Consider the following 18,009-nt stretch of genomic DNA (forward strand, 5'->3'; position numbering starts at 1 on the left):
TTACAAATCACTATAGGAATAGACAATGAAAAAAACGACTCTCCTTCTCGCCCTGACGATCTTTGGCACGATGGTAACACCTACCGTGACAATGGCCAATGAAAAAAAAGGGCACAGGCTCTACAAGAAGAAAATGCAGCGGAAATGTAAAATGGCCGGTTCACTCTTTGCCAGAAAACATACACAGGATGAATGGGAAAAGCTCAAAGAGACGAAAGCCTTTAGAGCAGAGGCCCAAAAGATATGCCCCGCTATGGACTTTTCAAAATTCAGTGACAAACAGTGGAACGATCTCTACGACTTCAGCTATATCTATGGTATAGGCGGAAAGGTACCCAACGGATGCGATCCGAAATGATCAGGAAAGTATAGCTGCAGCCTGTCCCAGGGCTATTCCTCCGTCATTCGGGGGAAAACGATTGAGGAAATATATATCGGGAACCCGTTCCATCATGAGGTTCAAAAGGATACGGTTCTGAAACACGCCGCCGCTCAGTACCAGTGGCAGGCCGAACGCTTTATGTATGGTCATAATGATCTCTACCAAAGTATGAAAGAACTTTGAAACAGCCACTGTTCTATCAGACTCTTTTACGATCTCTTTGATCATAGGGAGAATATCTATCCTGCCGTCATCATAACCGAACGGATAATACCCTTCCACACTGCCATCATACAATTCTTCAAGCAGCATACCGCTCTCGCCTTCAAAACTCATAACATGACAGACATCTGTCAGCGAAGCAACTGCATCGAAGAGTCTTCCAGCAGAGGAACTCAAGGGGCCATTCAATCCCTTTTCCCAGGCAATGTAATATGTTCTCAGTTCCGAAGGCGAGAACGCATCCAGCACAGGGTGTTGCAAAGCCAAAGCCTCTTTACCGTACAGTTCAAAAAGAAGGCTGAGAGCCATCCGTCTTGGTTCCTTTATAGCTTTGGCACCCCCGAGGAGTTTGAAGTAGTTCAGATGCGCCACTCTTTCATATCCTTCATAGTCACACACAAGAAATTCCCCTCCCCACAAATTGCCGTCATCACCATATCCGGTACCATCAAATGCTACCCCCAGCACTTTACCCTCGATACCTTTTTCAGCCATGACACCCAGGATATGTGCATAATGATGTTGCACGGCAACAGCATTGAGCGTTGAGCGTTGAGCGCTGAGAGAGAGTGCTACCTTGGTTGATTCGTATTGCGGATGTTTATCGTGCACGATCACTTCCGGTTCAAAGCCGTAAATACGCTCCAGCGTCCCTATGTTCTTTTTATAATACTCCACCGAACCTATGCTATCCAGATCTCCGATATGGGGCGAGAGGATCACCTGGTCGTCAAAACCTATGGCAACGGTGCTTTTCTGGTTGGCCCCCATGGACAGTACACGTTTGGACAACTTAAAAGGCAACTTGACACTGGACGGTGCATATCCGCGTGCTCTTCTGAGTGTGACCTTCTGCTCACGGACCACCATCACCACCGAATCATCACATCCGTTGACGATCTTTCTGTTATGGTCCAGCACGTAGTCATAGACATCACTGAGCTTCTCCAATGATTCCCTGTCGGTACAGATGGGCTCATCGGTGACATTGGCGGATGTAGCCACCAGAGGACGGTTCAGCGTGTGAAGCAAAAGAAGATGAAGCGGCGTATACGGTAAAAACAACCCTATACGGGAGATATTCGGAGCGACATGAGCATTTAGCGTTTGGCGTTTGGCGTTTAGAAGTACGATCGGCCGTTCTTTTGACTCCAATAGTGCTTCCTCTTTGGAAGAGATAACTGCAAGTTGATGCGCCATATCCATGTTTTTAACCATCACCGCAAATGGTTTGGAAGGCCGCCTTTTACGCTCCCGAAGTTTCGCTACCGCTTCCTCATTCGTTGCATCACACATCAGATGGTATCCCCCCACCCCTTTGACAGCCAATATATTACCGTCCAATAAAAGCTGTGATGCCATATCTATTATCTCTGAACGCTTAACACTCAACGCTGAACACTGATTGTCCAAAAGGGACAATCCCGGTCCGCACTGGTAGCATCCAATCGGCTGAGCATGATAACGTCTGTCCAGCGGATCATTGTACTCTTTGGTACACATTTCGCACATCTCAAAGAACTTCATGGATGTGTTTTTCCGATCGTAGGGAAGGTCATAGATGATGGAGTATCGTACACCACAGTGGGTACAGGTAATGAACGGATAGCCGTAACGACGGTCAGTTGGGTCAAAAAGTTCTTTTTCGCATGCTTTACAGATGCTCACATCAGGAGGGATACGTACTGTTTTTTCGCCCCCATCCTCTGTTGCTATGATCTGAAAATCCTGAAACTGTTCCAAAGGCAATTCTGTGGTTCGTATGTGATCAATGGAAGCAAGAGGAGGAAGCTCATTCTTGATAGCCTGAAGAAAATTGTCTAAGTCAGCTGATGTAGCATTGATAACGATCTCCACACCCTGCGTTCCGTTCAGTACGCTACCCTTCAAGTTAAATCGGGCAGCAAGACTGTATATAAAAGGCCTGAAGCCTACTCCTTGCACCGTACCTTCAATCTCTATTTTATATGTATTCATTCAACCATAAAAGTATTGCGCAGCAATACCTACCTTCATTGTTAATTTTTAATTTCTCATTTTTAATTCTAAAGGTAGATCCCTCCATATACCGCACACTCCTTGCCAATAGGATAATTCACAGGGAAAAGCAGATTCCTTGTTCCCATATGTCTCTGTATTCTAGCATAGAGAGCTTGATTGGCAAATGTTTCACCGGTCAGTGTCACATTTTTCGCCTTGGTCTTTTCAAGAAGCTGAGACACCACCTCGGCAATATAATCCCCGAACGATTCATATATACTGTAGCACATCAGTGTACTCTCCACGGTACCAAGCTGATAGCTCATGATACTGGCCAGAAAAGCATAATTGTCAAAACGGTTATTGTTCACACGGGTGTCTATCTGTATGCCGCCTTTACCCAAAAAGCTCAGTGCTTCAGCCGATATGCCTTCGAAGCTCTCTTCTTTGAGCCCAAGCATAATAGCGGTGACGGTAAAGATATCGACATCTCCATTTAGACTGTCCAGTCTTTCGCAGATCTTCGGGTAGGCTTTACGGTAATTGACGACCAGTCTGTCCGAACCTTCCCTCAGCGCGCTTATGTGTTCGAAAAGATGGTCCGCTTCAAATGGATTCGGTGGTACGGCATTGATCACTTCTTTCCTGTTGTAGTAAAGGAAGTAGAGCGAACTGTCAAAATGGATCCCTATGGCCTGTTCTCCCAGTACTCCATGCTCAGCCAGCACGGACATCATGGATCCTTTCCACTGGGGAAAGGGTTTTTCATTCCGATGTCCGCTCTCGAACTTCTCCCCTTCCAGCACATTCAGTCTTGCAGTCCGTATCGAATCGAACCGTTCCATGGCATCGATAAGCATAACCTCATCCATCCGGACGGCAGCCAGATCATGTGCGACAGATACGACATCACGTATTTCCTCGACAACCGAAGGGAATACCGCTCTCTCACCGGAGATATAGAATTTCATATCCTGATTGACGAAAAGTTTCGAATCTCTCTGCGGTTCTATGGGGATATCGAAGTCAACAAGGAAATCCGCCGCTTCATCCTCCTCGCATTCGACATACGAGACATAGGTCATCCCGTGATTGATCAGTTCCCGTGCCAAAAGCATGGTCATCCCATCATCAGGATATTTGACCAATACCGTTGAACCATAGAGCGCCTTCAATACATCACTCTTGGTAGAGACACGTAGGAGAGGACGCTCTATGCTCATGAGTGCATTGAACTCCTGCGTAACCATCATCAAGTGTTCATTGAGTCCCTTGGCGTCAGCCATCAGAAGGACACTCCCCTCCAATGGTGTCCCACCGGAAGGAAAGTAGAATTTCCGGTATCCGTTGGCAGTCTTCATCAAAACACTCTTGCCTTTTTTAATAGCAGCGGCACTCACCTCAAAAAGTTTTCGGTAACTTCCCTTGTCATTGGCATAACGCTCGGATTTTCCATCATTCATCTTTAGCGAGATCCCACAGTCCACACAGGAAATCAGGGGATAATCCTTACGCAAAGGATTGTTCTTCATCTCTTGATGGCAGGCATCACAAGGCACAAGGAACTTCATGGTACTGTTAGCTCTTTTATAAGGGTATGCTGTCATAAAAGGATGCTGTGAAGCACAGGAATTGCAGGAAGTAAATGGATAGTAGTAGCGCCTGCTGCTGACATCAAACATCTCTTTTTGACAGCTTGGACATAAAGAAATATTCAGGGGCATACTGATTTTTTTGATCTTGGTGACCTCTGGTTTCTTTTCAGAAAAATAATGCCGACTCTTACCAAGAAAAATAGATGCAGGCAGAGTGTCGTTCAGCCCAAGCAGGAATGGCTCTATCTTCTCATCCTCTTTATTGAAAATGATCGAAATATGTTTTTTTGATTGTATCACTTCATTATTGATACCAAATGCATTGCTGTAAACTGCGATAAGATCAGAAATATAGGTTTTGTTCGAGGCGAATTCCATCTCGAAGATAAAATACATGGATATCCTTGGTAGAATTGGATTAAAATGGTTTGGGTGCAATCGGATTGGCATAGTCGTCGATGATCGTTTCAAAAGAAATCTCGTTCTTTTCTTTCTTCTGCAACACGATACCCGATCTTTCCAATTCTTCAAGCGTAGCTTCTACAAGCTTTGGCATATGTTTCAGCACAGAAGGTGTCAGACCATTACGTACATCTATGATGTCTTCCGGAATCATCGTAATGAGCTGTACTTCTCCCATATCTTCATGAAAAGAGCAGATCTCAAGCATCATCGTGATCTCGACTTCATTGGCTGTTTGGCGCGTAGCACCCTGTGCCATCACCTCATCGGCCGATTCACTGTGGATTGTTCCGACCTCACCGTTTTTGGAACCGGTTCCCACTATGATGATCTTATCATATTCCTGATAGTAGGTCATCAGAGTAAAGCCGAGCGTTCCGCCCTCGATCACAGTCAGGTTTTCCGGCAGGTAATAGTTCTCTTCGATATACTTGACAAGATAGGCACCAAGTCCTTCATCGTGGAACATGATGTTCCCGATGCCTATCAATGCTACTTTATGATGTGACAAGCTGTTATTCCGGTACAATAAAGAGGATTACCCCTCTTTATCTTCCTTGACAAACTTTGTTCCGCCAACCACTATCGCAATGTCACTCTCTTTCCAGAAGATCGTTCTCCAGACCTGATAATAAATATGAAAGGCCACCCAGGTAATAATCAGCCACATGGAAAGATGATGCACAATACGTACATCCATCAGTGTAGGCATCGCACCGCCTCCAAGCAGCCATGCACTTGCAGGGATCGTCCAGTCCGTTGCCCAGTGCAACATGGCAGGCCACCACTTTCCAATACTGCTCAAGCCAGATTCAAGACCGTGTACATAAAGTTGCAGTCCGGTCAGAAGCATCCAAAGCAAGAGCACATGGAAGATAAAGAAAAATACCGCATTGAAACTGTCTGAGTGACTTGATTCAAAATTCTTTCTCCGGTTGAGCGTCAACAGGTTGATCAACACTTCGAAGAACTCTTTAATATTCGCTCCTGTCGGTATGATCTTCTTGTATGGTTTTTCAAACCTTGAGAAGAAATAGAGATATGCGATGACAATACTACTTACATCAAATATAATGGCTACCATAAAATGAACCCATCTGTTCCACGCCATCACATATTTGTCTACGGCAGGGTCCGCTATGAAGGTCTGATAGTACGGATGCCCGATATAGAGGCCCGTGATAACGGCAGCCACCATACAAATGGCGACGACCCAGTGATTAAGCCTCATGAAAACTGTCATCCGTTTGACTTGTTTATATCCAGGTTTTGACATATTGTCCTCCTTAGAATGCACAGGTAGGATCAACTTTGTAGACAGCCAATTCCTTACCTTTTGTATCGACCACATGCACCGCACAGGCGATACATGGGTCGAAACTGTGGATCGTCCGTATGATCTCAAGCGGCTCTTCAGGATTGGCGACCTTCGTTCCGATCAGACTTCCTTCATAGGCACCGATCTCCCCTTTCGGTCCTCTTGGACCGGCATTCCAGGTAGACGGAACCACAGCTTGATAATTCTCGACTTTTCCGTTCTTTACCTTCACCCAATGCCCCAATGATCCTCTCGGTGCTTCTGCAAGGCCCATTCCTTTGGTATCCACACTGACTTTGTCAAAATCGAACTCGGTCCAGGTAGACAGATCACCAGAGGCAGCGTTCTTGGCCAACTCATCAACCCATTCCATCATTACATCACCCATGAGTTCGGTCTCGATGGCCCTTGCAGCTGTTCTTCCCACTGTCGAGAAGAGTACTGTCACAGGGAGATTTGCTCTCTTAAGGAAGTTCCCAACATATTTTGTAATTCGTTTATCCCCTTTGACATAGCCAATAACCATTCGGGCCAATGGTCCTACTTCCACTTTCTTGCCGTCGTACAGTGGTGACTTGATCCAGGAATATTTTTCTTCTGTTTTAAGGTACGAATAACCGTCCGCTTTCTTCTCAAGACCTGTATATTTAGGGATCGTTGTTCCTTCATATGGATGTTCGGGTGCCCCAGTACCCTCATACCATGAGTGTGTCACATCTTCCGTGATCTTGTTGGGATCTACATCCAATGCTTTACTGATATCTCCGTCAAGTACCAATCCTGAAGGGAAAAGCATCTCTGAATTGTAAAAACCTGTATCATCCAGTCTGAAATCACCATAGCTCATATAGGAGAGTATCCCTCCACCGGTTCCCCCGACTCCTTTGAGTGTTGCATCTTTATCTGTTGCTTCATCGGCATACATCGTTCCAGCCATATAGATATCAGGAAGGTATGCACCCTTTATAAATTCATTTGATTCCTGTAGGAGCTGTTTGAATAGAGCTATCCTTGCCGGATTCTTAATATCCTGAACACAGGTCACGCCACCAACTACAATACTTTGCGGATGCGGGTTCTTTCCGCCGAATATCGCCTGCATTTTTGCCATGTCCCTCTGGATATCCAGTGCTTTAAGGTAGTGTGCCACACCAATGAGGTTCTGTTCAGGTGTCAGCTTGTAGTGCGGATTGCCCCAGTACCCGTTTCCAAAGATACCCAAACGCCCTTCTTTGACAAACTTGACGATACGGTCCTGAACTGCTTTGAAATCTGCAGCACCGGAAATAGACGGTTTATGCCCTGCAACATCTGCCCATTTTTGTGCCTCAGCTGCCGTAGCTGTCGGGTTTGCTTTTGTTGCAGAGACGACATCGACAAAGTCAAGCGCATGCAGATGGTAGAAGTGTACCAGGTGGTCATGCACGTAGAGTGCACCCTGAATGAGATTTCTTACAAGTCTTGCATTTTTGGGAATCGTGATCTTGAATGCATCTTCGACAGCTTCTATACTTCTCTGGTAGTGTGTACCCGTACAGACACCGCAGATACGCATCGCCATCAGACCACAGTCACGAGGGTCACGTCCTTTTAGGATCGTCTCGATCCCTCTGAACATCGTCGAGGAACTCCATGCATCCACGATTTTGTTGTTCTCATCGATGATCGCTTCGATTCTGAGGTGACCTTCGATCCTGGTAATAGGATCTACGATAATATGTTTCTTGCCGACTTTCGGTGCTGCCTCCGCTGCAGGGGCTTTTGTCTCTTCTGTTTTAGGAGCCGCACTCTCTGCCGCTGCTGCTGTTTCTTCTGTTACTGTTGTTGTATTATTCTCTGGCATTATGCTTCCTCCTCGTTACTTTTTTTACCTGCTACCGCACTTGCTGCCGCATGAATGGCAATACCGATACCTGCCGCTGTCAGCAACCCGAGCCCGAACTCATCGACAGTTTTTTCCACACCGCCTGTCGGTGCTTTGATATTGGCATTTGCCATCGGTCTTTCATAGGCGTATTTGTCCCAAAAGTCAGGTTCAGAACAACCGATACATCCACGTCCTACGCCCACCGGCCAGTTCACCGCTTCATTATAACGGATAATCGAACAGTTGTTGAAGGTCATCGGTCCCTTACATCCAACCTTGTAGAGACAGAAGTTGTTCTTCGCCCCTTCATCGCCCCACTCTTCGACATATTCACCCGCATCAAAATGTGCACGTCTCTCACAGTTGTCATGGATACGGTATCCGAATGCAAATTTCGGTCTCAGTAGAGAATCAAGTTCCGGTATGGAACCGGTCAATACATAGTGAAGGATTACTCCTACCATATTGGATGGGTTCGCAGGACAAGCAGGAATGTTAATAATCGGCTTGCCTTTAACCACATCCATAACCCCCACTGCATCAGTAGGATTTGGTGCTGCTGCCGGGATTCCACCGAAGGTTGCGCAGGAACCTACTGCCACAAGTGCTGCTGCATCTTTAGCCAAACGTTGTAAATGATCGTGGAATGTCTCGGCATGTGCACCCAGAGTCCCATATTGACCATTCATTCCCATAGGAATCGCACCTTCTACAAAAAGAAGATATTTCCCTTTGAAATGTTCAACTGCATCTTCAAGTTGCTTTTCTGCCTGATGTCCGGCGGCTGCCATCAACGTTTCATTGAATTCAAGAGAAATAATGTCCAGAATAATATCGTCTATCTTGGGTCCGTCACTTCGAATGAGCGCTTCGGTATTGCCTGCGCAGTCAGACAGTTCGATCCAGATGACAGGCAGTCTGTTCATCATGACTGCCGCTTCGGCAACCAGTGGCGTAAAAGAAGCAGGAAGCATGAGCATCGCAGTCGTAGCCGATGCCCACTTGAGGAAATCTCTTCTCTCGAGCCCTTCTTCCTCGATACTTTGCATGAAGTCCATCCGATTGTTGAGCGGTTTGAGTTTTTTCAACTCATCCAGTCTCGCCCGGCATCGGTCATACAACTCATTATAGTAGGCATCGCCCCTGTTGGTCTCTACCTTCGCACTTTGTGCCGTAAAAAGTTTCTTTACAGACTCTTGCTTGTCTATGCTCATACTCCACTCCTTTTGTAAAAATGAATACCTATTCAGTATTCTAGGAAAAATAAACTTAAACTGTATTGATTAATGATTCATTTTGATGAAAAAATATTTTAATTTATTTGTTGTTATAATAATTATTCATTGGATTTATTGTGCAGTACAAACAGAGCAGACATCAAAAGTTCTGAAGATAAAGTCCGCCTCTTCCATACTTTGGCTGCCTACCATCGCTTTAACAGCGATCCCTTTCTCTTTTTCGTCTCCATGACTGAGGTTCCACTGTGTCGGGGTAATGATTTCATAATTGGCGATCTTTCCGTTACTTACTGTTGTACGGTGTATCAGAGAGCCTCTGGCTGCCTCCACTGTACCTGTTCCTTCAAATTCATACAGTTTCAACGTATCACTTAGGGTACAGGAGGGTTCATCTACTCTGATACTTTTCAGCATCTCTCTGTTCTTTTCAAGAAGTTGTGCCACTTCGTGTATACGTGCGAAAACACGTGTCATCATAGAATCTTTGTAACGTTTGTGCAGATTTTTGACGATGGGTTCTTTTGAGACCATACCACGGGCGAGGGGACCCACCTCATACATCCTGTTTTTGTAGCTGACCGCTTTTGCCATGCTTCCTTTCTGCTCACTCTCCACAACATATTTTGTATCGACTTTCGATACGGAGGTGGCAATAGACTTTCCTGCCGGAGAAAGCGGAGAGTCGGCAAAAACAATAAAGCGGTCATAACTCTGCCCCTTTTTGGCCATACCGTTACTACCAAGAAGATGCAACAGTTTTCCGAAATCTCCCTCTATATGATGAAGTGAAGAGACCGATTCTATAGAGAGATAGGCTTCAAGTGTACACCCCGTCAGCATCTGCTCGAAAAAACGTACACACTCCTCCAGAAGGCTTTGTGCCTGTATGATGTCAAGCTGCGTGGGGTCACATGTCACTCCGCCGGGGACAGCATAACTCGAATGCGGCCACTGCCCTGCAAAGATCGCCAGCGCTTTGGTAATGGTCGTTGAAAAATAACTTGCCTTCACTGCATAGTTCTCAGATGATTCTATCTTGAGATAGCGTTCAAGATTGGGGAAAATGGTCATGTACATCCATTTGATATGGTTCTGCAGCAGTTCGCAGGAGAGTGTGAATTCACGTATGGCTTTAGCCTTTGGACTCAATACCACTTCCCAGCCAGCACTTGCATAGCCGTTTTCAAGAGCTCTGACTGCTGCGATGAGATGTGCATGGTTGCAGATACCGCATACCCGAGGAGTGATTACCAATGCATCCCTAGGGTCTTTGCCCACCAGTATCTCCTCGATCCCCCGGTAAAAACCAAAATTGATTCTGACATCCTCTATACTTCCATTGGCAAAAGTATAGTCCAGCTCCGCTTCACCCTCTATCTTTTCGATGAGCTTTCTGATCACCGTCCTTTTCATTTGTCATACTCCATCAGACGTTCGGTAAACCGTTTGATCTTGAAACTTTTCACCACACCTGTCAACGTAAGGTAGGCACGTCTCGGGATCCCAAGCGGCATCGTTGCCGGGATACCCATATGGGTCTTTGTCCTGTAAAGTCCGGCTTGGGGAAAACCCGGTTCTGTACAGCCGAAACATGGTGTACCCACACGTGTCTTTGATGAAGTATCGTTCCAGAGTATTTTGTTGCAGCTACCTCTGGTGTAGGGTCCCTGGCATCCCTGTTCATAAAAGAGACATCCCTCTTTCACTCCAAACTGTTTTGCATCGATTTTCCACTCGAAATATTCATTCCTTGTACATCCCGTATGCACCGTATAGCCATAAAGCTCCACCGGACGGTGCAGAGTATCAAGCGGTACCTTATTGCCGCTAGCGATCATCAGAAGAAGATAGGAGAGCCATCGGGGGTGGATGGGACATCCCGGAAGTGAGATGAGTTTGGAAGCATAGCTTTCATACCGCGGGGTCTTCTCTTCTCCGTCAAAACAGAAACCCGATATCTCTTCGGGATCATTCTCTTTGAATATCCCTCCGAAAGTCGCGCAGGTACCTGCCGAAATAATATACTTGGCCTTGTCTGCATATTTTTTCAGTACAGAAGAGACCTCTACGCCGCTTTTTAAAAAGCCCTCTTCCTTGAATGCACCCTCGACAATAAGCAGGTCACAGGGAACTTCACCCTTGATGACATTCTCCAGGGTGTATGCACTTTCAAGTACCGGATGATGGACAAGTTCGAAGTGCGAAAGTATGGAAAAAAGTTCAGGATGATTCAGGAAAGAGTGTGTATTGCCGTTACAGGTAATTGACTGAAGCCAAAGCAGTTTAGGCTTGTTTCGGCTTTGCAAGATCATGCCTTAAGCGCGTTATAGATGTTGCGGGAGATATCATCTATGTAATATTCGATCTCTTTGGGAAGTACCCCCTCACCTTTGAGGAAGACCATGCCGCCAAGATACCCCATAAAGAGACCAAAGGCTGAAAAGAAATCCTGATTGCGCAGTTCACCCGACGCAACCGCATCGTCAAAGAAGATCATGATTTCGGTAATGAAACCCGAAACACAGACCATTCCTTCGCAACCGTCACTGAAGACTTCCCTGTTGGAGAGATACACCCGAAGAAAATACTCTATCATTTCAGGCTTCTCCTGCGCCATCGTAAAATAGACCGTAACGATCCCTCTGATCTTCTCCCGGGCAGAGATATCCTGCATATTGATCTTCCTGATCTCTTCACCGAGTACTTCAGAAGTGTATTTAATGATCTCCTGGGCCAAAATATCTTTGGAGGAGAAGTAGTTGTAAAGATTCCCTACACTCATATGGAGTTTTGCCGCGATGTCAGGTATGGTCGTTTTATGGAAACCGTTTGCAGAAAAAAGCTGAAGTGCAGTCTGTATGATCGATTCACGTTTTAATGCTTTCTTCTCTGCTATTTTCATTCCCTTACCTTTCAATGCTATATATCCACATTAACCTATTGAGATTCATTTTATTTCAAATAAGATTAAATGATGCTTTAGCTATATGTCCTTGAAAGCGTACTAACCTGCGCCTCAGGCGCTTTGATTTCCCACAAAACCCTGTCTATATTAAACGTTCTGTCAATCTGGGAAATACCCAACTGCTTTAAAAGGTACATTACTTTATCCACTTCCGAATATGACGTTTCAAAACGATATGTAAGTTCTTTTTCATAGAGTTGAAATTCTGCCTCTTTTATCACATTTTTGACCGCCAGTGCATACGCTCTTGCCATCCCACCGGTACCAAGTTTGATACCGCCGAAATAGCGCACGATCAAAACGGCACAATTAATGAGTTCTTCACCGCGCAATACATTCAAAGCTGGTACACCCGCACACCCCTTCGGCTCTCCGTCATCTGAACTGTTCTCAACGATCTGATCGAATTCATTCAGGTAGCGCAATGCGTATACCACATGGTTTGCTTTTGGATGCTCCCTTTTCAGCCGTTTTTGAAAGCCTTCATACTTGTCAATGGGCACGAGGTGGGCAATGAACTTTGAACGGTTCACTTCAGTAGGATGGATGCAGGGCTGCTTAACGGTCTGCATCACATACCCGCTCCAATCTGGCATAGAGCAGAAGGCCAATAGCGATACCGATGGCATCCGCGACCACATCAAGGAATTCTGCACAGCGATTGGGCGTAAAATACTGGGAGATCTCGATGAATACACCATAAAAGAGCATCGCTGCCACTGTCCATAAGACTTTTGTACGATAGGAGAGACGCAGCAGCAGCGTCAACACGGCAAATGCCAGAAAGTGGGTCCATTTGTCCGAAAGAGGACCCAGTGTCGGCGCAATCTCCTGCGGCACAATCGCAGCGATATAGGAACTAACAAGTGCGATCCAGAAGAGGATCTTCAAATGAAGTCTATTTTTGTAAAGTTCTGACTTTATCAACGATCATCTCCACAAATCTGTCGCTGTCATTCATACACGAAGCGACGATATAGTCTTCATATTTTATCTTCTCCGCGATCTCTCTGTGTTCTATATCAAGCTCGAACACGGTTTCAGAGTTGTCAAGCGTAAATGCCAGCGGGTAGATCAGCACTTTTCTATGTGTCGGATTACGCAATACATCCACCAGATTTGGCTCCAACCATGCCGAAGAACCTACTTTCGACTGATAGACCAGTTTGATATCGTGGAAGTCAACCCCTTTACAGGCCAGGTAGGTTTTGATCGCTGAAGCATTCCCTTCCACCTGATTCTGATAGGGGTCTCCCGCCTTGATAATACTCATAGGCAGCCCATGTGCCGAAAGCAGAAGGTCATATTCTTTGGTCTCTTTGCCTTCTGCCACCTCAAGTATCTTCTCACAGCAGGCTTCGATATAGGTGTAGTCATCATAATAGGGATCGATCACCGTGATCTTCGGTGCATACCCCATTGCTTCACAGCGTTCTTCTATATCTTCAATCGAGGAGAGTGTCGTGGTTGTAGAATACTGGGGATACATTGGAAAGAGTATCAGTTCTTCCACTCCATCTTTCTGACAGGCATAGAGTGCTTTGTCTGCAAAAGGAGGTACATAGCGCATTGCCGGATAGACAGGAAGGTCCAGGCGGGTTTTCAGCTTTGCAATGAGCCTTTCCGTCAGCTCCGGCAGAGGAGACTTTCCGCCAAGCAAACGGTAATTCTCTTTGACATCCTCCAGTCGCTTGGAGATAATGATATTGGCAATGAATTTACGCATAACAGGATTCATCGTAAGGATGTTCCTGTCCGCAAACATATTACGCAAAAAGAGTTCTACCTCTTCAATAGTATTTGGGCCGCCCATATTGAGAAGCAACAGTGCCTGTTTCATTTTTTCCATTCCAAGGCACCCCTAATAATAGGTGACACTCACAATGGGTTTTACAAATGTGAGATTGTGCAAGAGATTTTTGAGTCCTAGCCATAGCTAAGACAATGAAATATCTTGTGCAAGATTGCGTTTGTAAAGCCCACTCTTCGGGCATCATCAGCTTTCGCCTATGCGTTGTTACTCTTTTTCGACTTAGCTAAGGCTAGGCCGTCAAAAGAGTGCCTAGCCTAGACAAAAGCTGAAGATGTTGTGAGTGTCACCTATTATTTAGGGGTGCCTTATAGTAATAAAGTCCCGTATTTTAGCATAGAGAGTGTAAAATCATACATAATTACATACAAAAGGTTTTACCATGATCATCATTCCCGCGCGTATAGGTTCCAGCCGTTTCCCCAACAAAGTACTTGCCGATATAGGTGGCATACCCATGGTGGTCAGAACAGCCATGGCCGTACAGGATATCGATGCCGTAGTCATCGCCACTGATGCACAGGAAGTAATCGATATAGCCAGAGACCACGGTATCGATGCCGTCATGACATCCAACACACATAAAAGCGGAACAGACCGCATTTATGAAGCAGCCCAGAAACTGGAATTACAGGATAATGATATCGTTATCAATGTACAGGGAGATGAACCGTTCATTGAGCATGAAGTAGTACAGGCCGTTTATGACCTGAGCAAAAAGAATGCTGCCGATGACCGAATTATGATGAACTCCTGTTATAAACGCATTACCAACCCTGAAGCGGATGACCCCAATATCGTCAAAGTGGTTACCGATACAGACGATATAGCACTCTATTTCTCACGTGCAAAGATCCCCTACCCCAGAGACCATCATTTCGACAGCTATAAAGGACATCTGGGGATTTACGGATTTACCGTACGTTCACTGCGACAGTTCTGCATATTGACACCGGCACCGCTGGAAGATGTAGAGAAACTCGAGCAATTGCGTGCTCTTCATCATGGTTATGCAGTCGCAATGGTAGAAGTAGATACAAAAAGTTTTGGTATCGATACACAGGAAGATCTGGAAAAAGCCGTGAAGTTTCATCGGCTTTAAAGGCATTCGTGTAAATTTCTATCAAATATAGAAAGAGTGCAAAGATTTTTCTCTCTTATCCATTCTTAACTGCTTTACCAAGATCCCACATCGGCATAAAAATACCAAGTGCCATTAGCAAGACCAAAATCGCAATAAAAAAGAGCATGATAGGCTCAATATAGGCAGCAAGGTTATCAATAAGATCCTGAAACTCCATATCGTAATAATCAGTCACTTTTTCCAGCATGGCATCAAGCTGTCCACCTGCCTCACCCGCCTTTATCATCTGCAGAAGCATATTCTGATAGAGTCCGGTCAAGGCAAAAGCTTCTGCAAGATTCATACCTCGTCCGATATTGGCATTTACGGTCAGTAATTGTTCCTTAATCGCAAGATTATCAACCATGCCTACCGCTGTTTCCAAAGCCTCTGAAACAGGGATACCTGACCGCACTAACTCTCCAAATACCAAATTGTATTTATGCATAGTTGAGAGAAAAATTGCTTTATTGATCAAATAAAATTTTGGATGGATCATCAGCTTATCCATCCTGTATTTGAAATCCATATTGTTCTGATAGAAATACTTAAGTGCAAAAACACCACCCACAAGAATTGCCAGGATAAGAAGACCATAATTACTGAGTGCCCACTCCAGTTTCAAGAGTATCTGTGTTGGAATAGGCAATTCAGTTTTAAATTTGTCGAAAATATCTTTAAATTTTGGCACAACAACCATAATAAGAACAGTAAACGCTATAGCCATCGCGGCCATCGTAATCATTGGTGTACGAATAGCTTTTTTAAATTTTCTTGTATTATCTCTGATACTCTCAAGGATTTTCGCCAGTTTATGATAGGACTCTGAGATATTACCTGTCCTTTCACCCAGTTGGGTCATGGCCAGTGCAACCTGCCCAAACTCATCAATATAAGGCTCCATTGCATCAGACATGCTATTACCGGCATTAATATCACTGTGCATCTTGTTATATATCTCTTTTAGTTTTTGATTATCCGTATTGTCTGCCACATCTTCCAAAGTATCTGTAATGGGGATACCCGCATCCGTCATAACAGCAATTTGTCGGATCGTCGAAATTTTATCATTGATAGGTATCTTACTTTTAAAGGCTTTTTTTATCCCAATGAGTATATTAGATAAGCTCTCTTCCATAGGTGCAGCAGTTTCTACTGCTCTAGATATAACGGCTGAAGGAAATTTATTTTTTGCTATTTTTACAGCATTCATTTTGCTTTCAGCCTTGACTAATTCATTTCTTCGTTTTCCCCGTTCCATTACCGTTACATTAAAATACTTTATCACAATCTTGCCACCCTATAAATTTCTTCAATGGTTGTCTCTCCTTCCAGCGCTTTGTGCACACCATCTTCGAACATACTTACAAAGCCTTCCTCCATCGCCTGCTTTGTCATCTCCTCTTTCGATGCGTTTCTGGCAATCATTCTGGAAAGTGTCTCACTGATCGGTAAAACTTCTGCAATCATTTCTCTGCCCCGATACCCACTAAATCCACATTCTTTACACCCTTCTCCAATATAAAATGTAGGCTGCTCAGGGAGATATTGTTTTACATCTTTCAAAAGACTTTCAGGTAAAACTGTCTCTTTCTTACAATATGTACAGATCTTTCTGACAAGTCGCTGCGCCTGTATCGCAACTAACGCACCGGAAACTAGATATTCTTCTATTCCCATATCCAAAATTCTTGTTACCGCAGAGATCGCATCATTGGTGTGCAAGGTTGAAAGAACCAGGTGCCCAGTCAAAGCCGCCTGTATTGCAATCCGCAATGTTTCCTGATCCCGGATCTCCCCGATCATAATTTTATCGGGATCCTGCCTCAAGATCGATTTCAATGCTGTAGCAAACGTCAAACCAACATTGGAACGCACTTGAACCTGCTGCAGACCGGTCATCTGATATTCTACCGGATCCTCAACAGTAATAATTTTATCTTTGACATCTTTAATGGCATTGAGAGCACCATAAAGTGTAGTTGTCTTACCAGAGCCTGTAGGACCTGTAACCAAAACGATACCATAAGGTACTTTGATTGCATTAGAAAATTTGTCATAACATAATTTACTCATACCCGCATCTTCAAGTCTAATCATCGCTTTCGTTTTATCCAAAATTCTAAGAACAATCGATTCCCCATAAATGGTTGGCAAAGTTGAAACCCTAAAATCAAAATCTTTTTTAGATATAGTAGCAGAAAAACGCCCATCCTGAGGTTTTCTTCTTTCAGCAATATCAAGATTGGAAAGAAGTTTCATACGTGATGACAGAGGATTAAATATATCTTTGTCAAAGGTAAAACTCTGACGCAGCATACCATCAACACGTTCTCTAACAATACAATTTTTTTCCGTTGCTTCTATATGAATATCACTTGCTCCGGCATAAATAGCTGATTTAAGAATAATATCAATTAGTTTCAGAACAGCCGGTGATTCTTCGCTGTTCTCTTCAAGGCTTCCTTCCTGACTCAAATCCTGTCGAATCTCAGCAACCAAACTCTTTATACTCTCATTAATCTCAAGTCTCTGAAGATACTGCCGAATCTGGCTGGGTTTTGACATAGCGATCTTGATCGGTTTCTTAGGGAAAAGTCTCTGGACTGCATCTTGTGCCGCCATGTCAAGAGGATCATCAAATACGACAAGTACATTCAACTCACTCTCGTCTATAGGTATCACGTTATATTTCAAAAGTTGCTTATAAGGAATCTGGGAAAAAAGTCTCATATCGATCTCAACAGAATCAAGATCCACATATTCTACATGAAGCTGATTGGCAACTTCTTCGAGTATTGGTGTGATATCGATTCCCTCGATCTTTTCCAGGTGGGAAAGCGTGATAACACCCTGTCTAATCTTTTTTGCAAGAAATATCTCTACTGTATGGAGATCAATCATTTTTTCTGCTACGAGATTGGCAAAAGATACCTTTTTGGGTGGTCTACTTTTGACCAAGGTTGAAATAGCCTCTTTTGTTATCAGCCCTTCATTCAGCATTATTTCAATCAGTTTGACCATATAAAGACACCTCCCCTTTTTTT

16 protein-coding genes are annotated in these 18,009 nt (G+C 44.4%); 2 read left to right on the forward strand and 14 right to left on the reverse strand.

The genetic code is table 11. The annotated features are described in order from the left end of the window. The first annotated feature begins 25 nt into the window (after positions 1-25). Positions 26-358 (forward strand): hypothetical protein, encoded by a 333-nt coding sequence (locus SUN_RS08565; protein WP_012083417.1) that lies wholly within the window; start codon positions 26-28, stop codon positions 356-358. On the opposite strand, the gene hypF is transcribed toward SUN_RS08565, so the two are convergent. The 12 genes from hypF to hemH all read right to left on the reverse strand — a co-directional run bounded on the left by hypF (position 359) and on the right by hemH (position 13,878). Beyond that, positions 359-2,581 (reverse strand): carbamoyltransferase HypF, encoded by a 2,223-nt coding sequence (gene hypF / locus SUN_RS08570; protein WP_012083418.1) that lies wholly within the window; start codon positions 2,579-2,581, stop codon positions 359-361. 68 nt (positions 2,582-2,649) lie between these two features. Continuing rightward, the gene (locus SUN_RS08575; RefSeq protein WP_012083419.1) at positions 2,650-4,575 is read right to left on the reverse strand and encodes a hypothetical protein; all 1,926 of its coding nucleotides are present in this window, start codon (positions 4,573-4,575) and stop codon (positions 2,650-2,652) included. Between the two features lie 22 nt (positions 4,576-4,597). Further along, on the reverse strand, positions 4,598-5,152 hold the full coding sequence (locus SUN_RS08580; RefSeq protein ID WP_012083420.1) for a HyaD/HybD family hydrogenase maturation endopeptidase: 555 nt from the start codon (positions 5,150-5,152) through the stop codon (positions 4,598-4,600). A 27-nt stretch (positions 5,153-5,179) separates the two neighbouring features. Continuing rightward, positions 5,180-5,917 carry a cytochrome b/b6 domain-containing protein gene (locus tag SUN_RS08585; RefSeq protein WP_012083421.1) on the reverse strand — a complete coding sequence of 246 codons (738 nt, stop codon included), beginning with the start codon at positions 5,915-5,917 and terminating at the stop codon, positions 5,180-5,182. Between the two features lie 10 nt (positions 5,918-5,927). Next, complete coding sequence (locus SUN_RS08590) at positions 5,928-7,802, reverse strand: nickel-dependent hydrogenase large subunit (protein ID WP_012083422.1); 1,875 nt, start codon at positions 7,800-7,802, stop codon at positions 5,928-5,930. Next, complete coding sequence (locus SUN_RS08595) at positions 7,802-9,040, reverse strand: hydrogenase small subunit (protein WP_012083423.1); 1,239 nt, start codon at positions 9,038-9,040, stop codon at positions 7,802-7,804. The genes SUN_RS08590 and SUN_RS08595 overlap by 1 nt, the downstream gene beginning before the upstream one ends. A 135-nt stretch (positions 9,041-9,175) precedes the next feature. Continuing rightward, positions 9,176-10,477, reverse strand: a complete 1,302-nt coding sequence (locus SUN_RS08600; protein ID WP_012083424.1) for a nickel-dependent hydrogenase large subunit — start codon at positions 10,475-10,477, stop codon at positions 9,176-9,178. Next, positions 10,474-11,376, reverse strand: coding sequence for a hydrogenase (locus SUN_RS08605; protein WP_050748050.1), 903 nt, complete (start codon positions 11,374-11,376; stop codon positions 10,474-10,476). Before SUN_RS08605 ends, SUN_RS08600 begins: the two co-directional genes overlap by 4 nt. Further along, entirely contained in the window at positions 11,373-11,966 is a 594-nt protein-coding gene (locus tag SUN_RS08610; protein WP_012083426.1) for a TetR/AcrR family transcriptional regulator, read from the reverse strand. Before SUN_RS08610 ends, SUN_RS08605 begins: the two co-directional genes overlap by 4 nt. 77 nt (positions 11,967-12,043) lie before the next feature. Continuing rightward, positions 12,044-12,625, reverse strand: coding sequence for an IMPACT family protein (locus SUN_RS08615; RefSeq protein ID WP_232501323.1), 582 nt, complete (start codon positions 12,623-12,625; stop codon positions 12,044-12,046). Continuing rightward, a complete protein-coding gene (locus tag SUN_RS08620; protein WP_012083428.1) occupies positions 12,588-12,956 on the reverse strand; it encodes a VanZ family protein in 369 nt (122 codons plus the stop codon). Before SUN_RS08620 ends, SUN_RS08615 begins: the two co-directional genes overlap by 38 nt. Beyond that, positions 12,928-13,878, reverse strand: a complete 951-nt coding sequence (hemH, locus tag SUN_RS08625) for a ferrochelatase (RefSeq protein WP_012083429.1) — start codon at positions 13,876-13,878, stop codon at positions 12,928-12,930. The genes SUN_RS08620 and hemH overlap by 29 nt, the downstream gene beginning before the upstream one ends. A 343-nt stretch (positions 13,879-14,221) precedes the next feature. On the opposite strand from hemH, the gene kdsB reads away from it, so the two are divergent. Continuing rightward, positions 14,222-14,941, forward strand: a complete 720-nt coding sequence (gene kdsB / locus SUN_RS08630) for a 3-deoxy-manno-octulosonate cytidylyltransferase (protein ID WP_012083430.1) — start codon at positions 14,222-14,224, stop codon at positions 14,939-14,941. A gap of 55 nt (positions 14,942-14,996) precedes the next feature. On the opposite strand, the gene SUN_RS08635 is transcribed toward kdsB, so the two are convergent. Both SUN_RS08635 and SUN_RS08640 read right to left on the reverse strand, forming a co-directional pair. Further along, on the reverse strand, positions 14,997-16,250 hold the full coding sequence (locus SUN_RS08635; RefSeq protein ID WP_012083431.1) for a type II secretion system F family protein: 1,254 nt from the start codon (positions 16,248-16,250) through the stop codon (positions 14,997-14,999). Next, entirely contained in the window at positions 16,247-17,986 is a 1,740-nt protein-coding gene (locus SUN_RS08640; protein WP_012083432.1) for a GspE/PulE family protein, read from the reverse strand. Before SUN_RS08640 ends, SUN_RS08635 begins: the two co-directional genes overlap by 4 nt. Positions 17,987-18,009 lie beyond the last annotated feature (23 nt).

This window comes from Sulfurovum sp. NBC37-1, from assembly GCF_000010345.1.
Taxonomy (GTDB): Bacteria; Campylobacterota; Campylobacteria; order Campylobacterales; family Sulfurovaceae; genus Sulfurovum.

Bases quoted from the DNA above. Each gene is read 5' to 3' on its own strand.
- SUN_RS08565 (WP_012083417.1), top strand. From the start codon at position 26: ATGAAAAAAACGACTCTCCTTCTCGCCCTGACGATCTTTGGCACGATG.
- hypF (WP_012083418.1), bottom strand. From the start codon at position 2,581: ATGAATACATATAAAATAGAGATTGAAGGTACGGTGCAAGGAGTAGGC.
- SUN_RS08575 (WP_012083419.1), bottom strand. From the start codon at position 4,575: ATGTATTTTATCTTCGAGATGGAATTCGCCTCGAACAAAACCTATATT.
- SUN_RS08585 (WP_012083421.1), bottom strand. From the start codon at position 5,917: ATGTCAAAACCTGGATATAAACAAGTCAAACGGATGACAGTTTTCATG.
- SUN_RS08590 (WP_012083422.1), bottom strand. From the start codon at position 7,802: ATGCCAGAGAATAATACAACAACAGTAACAGAAGAAACAGCAGCAGCG.
- SUN_RS08595 (WP_012083423.1), bottom strand. From the start codon at position 9,040: ATGAGCATAGACAAGCAAGAGTCTGTAAAGAAACTTTTTACGGCACAA.
- SUN_RS08600 (WP_012083424.1), bottom strand. From the start codon at position 10,477: ATGAAAAGGACGGTGATCAGAAAGCTCATCGAAAAGATAGAGGGTGAA.
- SUN_RS08605 (WP_050748050.1), bottom strand. From the start codon at position 11,376: ATGATCTTGCAAAGCCGAAACAAGCCTAAACTGCTTTGGCTTCAGTCA.
- SUN_RS08610 (WP_012083426.1), bottom strand. From the start codon at position 11,966: ATGAAAATAGCAGAGAAGAAAGCATTAAAACGTGAATCGATCATACAG.
- SUN_RS08615 (WP_232501323.1), bottom strand. From the start codon at position 12,625: ATGCCAGATTGGAGCGGGTATGTGATGCAGACCGTTAAGCAGCCCTGC.
- hemH (WP_012083429.1), bottom strand. From the start codon at position 13,878: ATGGAAAAAATGAAACAGGCACTGTTGCTTCTCAATATGGGCGGCCCA.
- kdsB (WP_012083430.1), top strand. From the start codon at position 14,222: ATGATCATCATTCCCGCGCGTATAGGTTCCAGCCGTTTCCCCAACAAA.
- SUN_RS08640 (WP_012083432.1), bottom strand. From the start codon at position 17,986: ATGGTCAAACTGATTGAAATAATGCTGAATGAAGGGCTGATAACAAAA.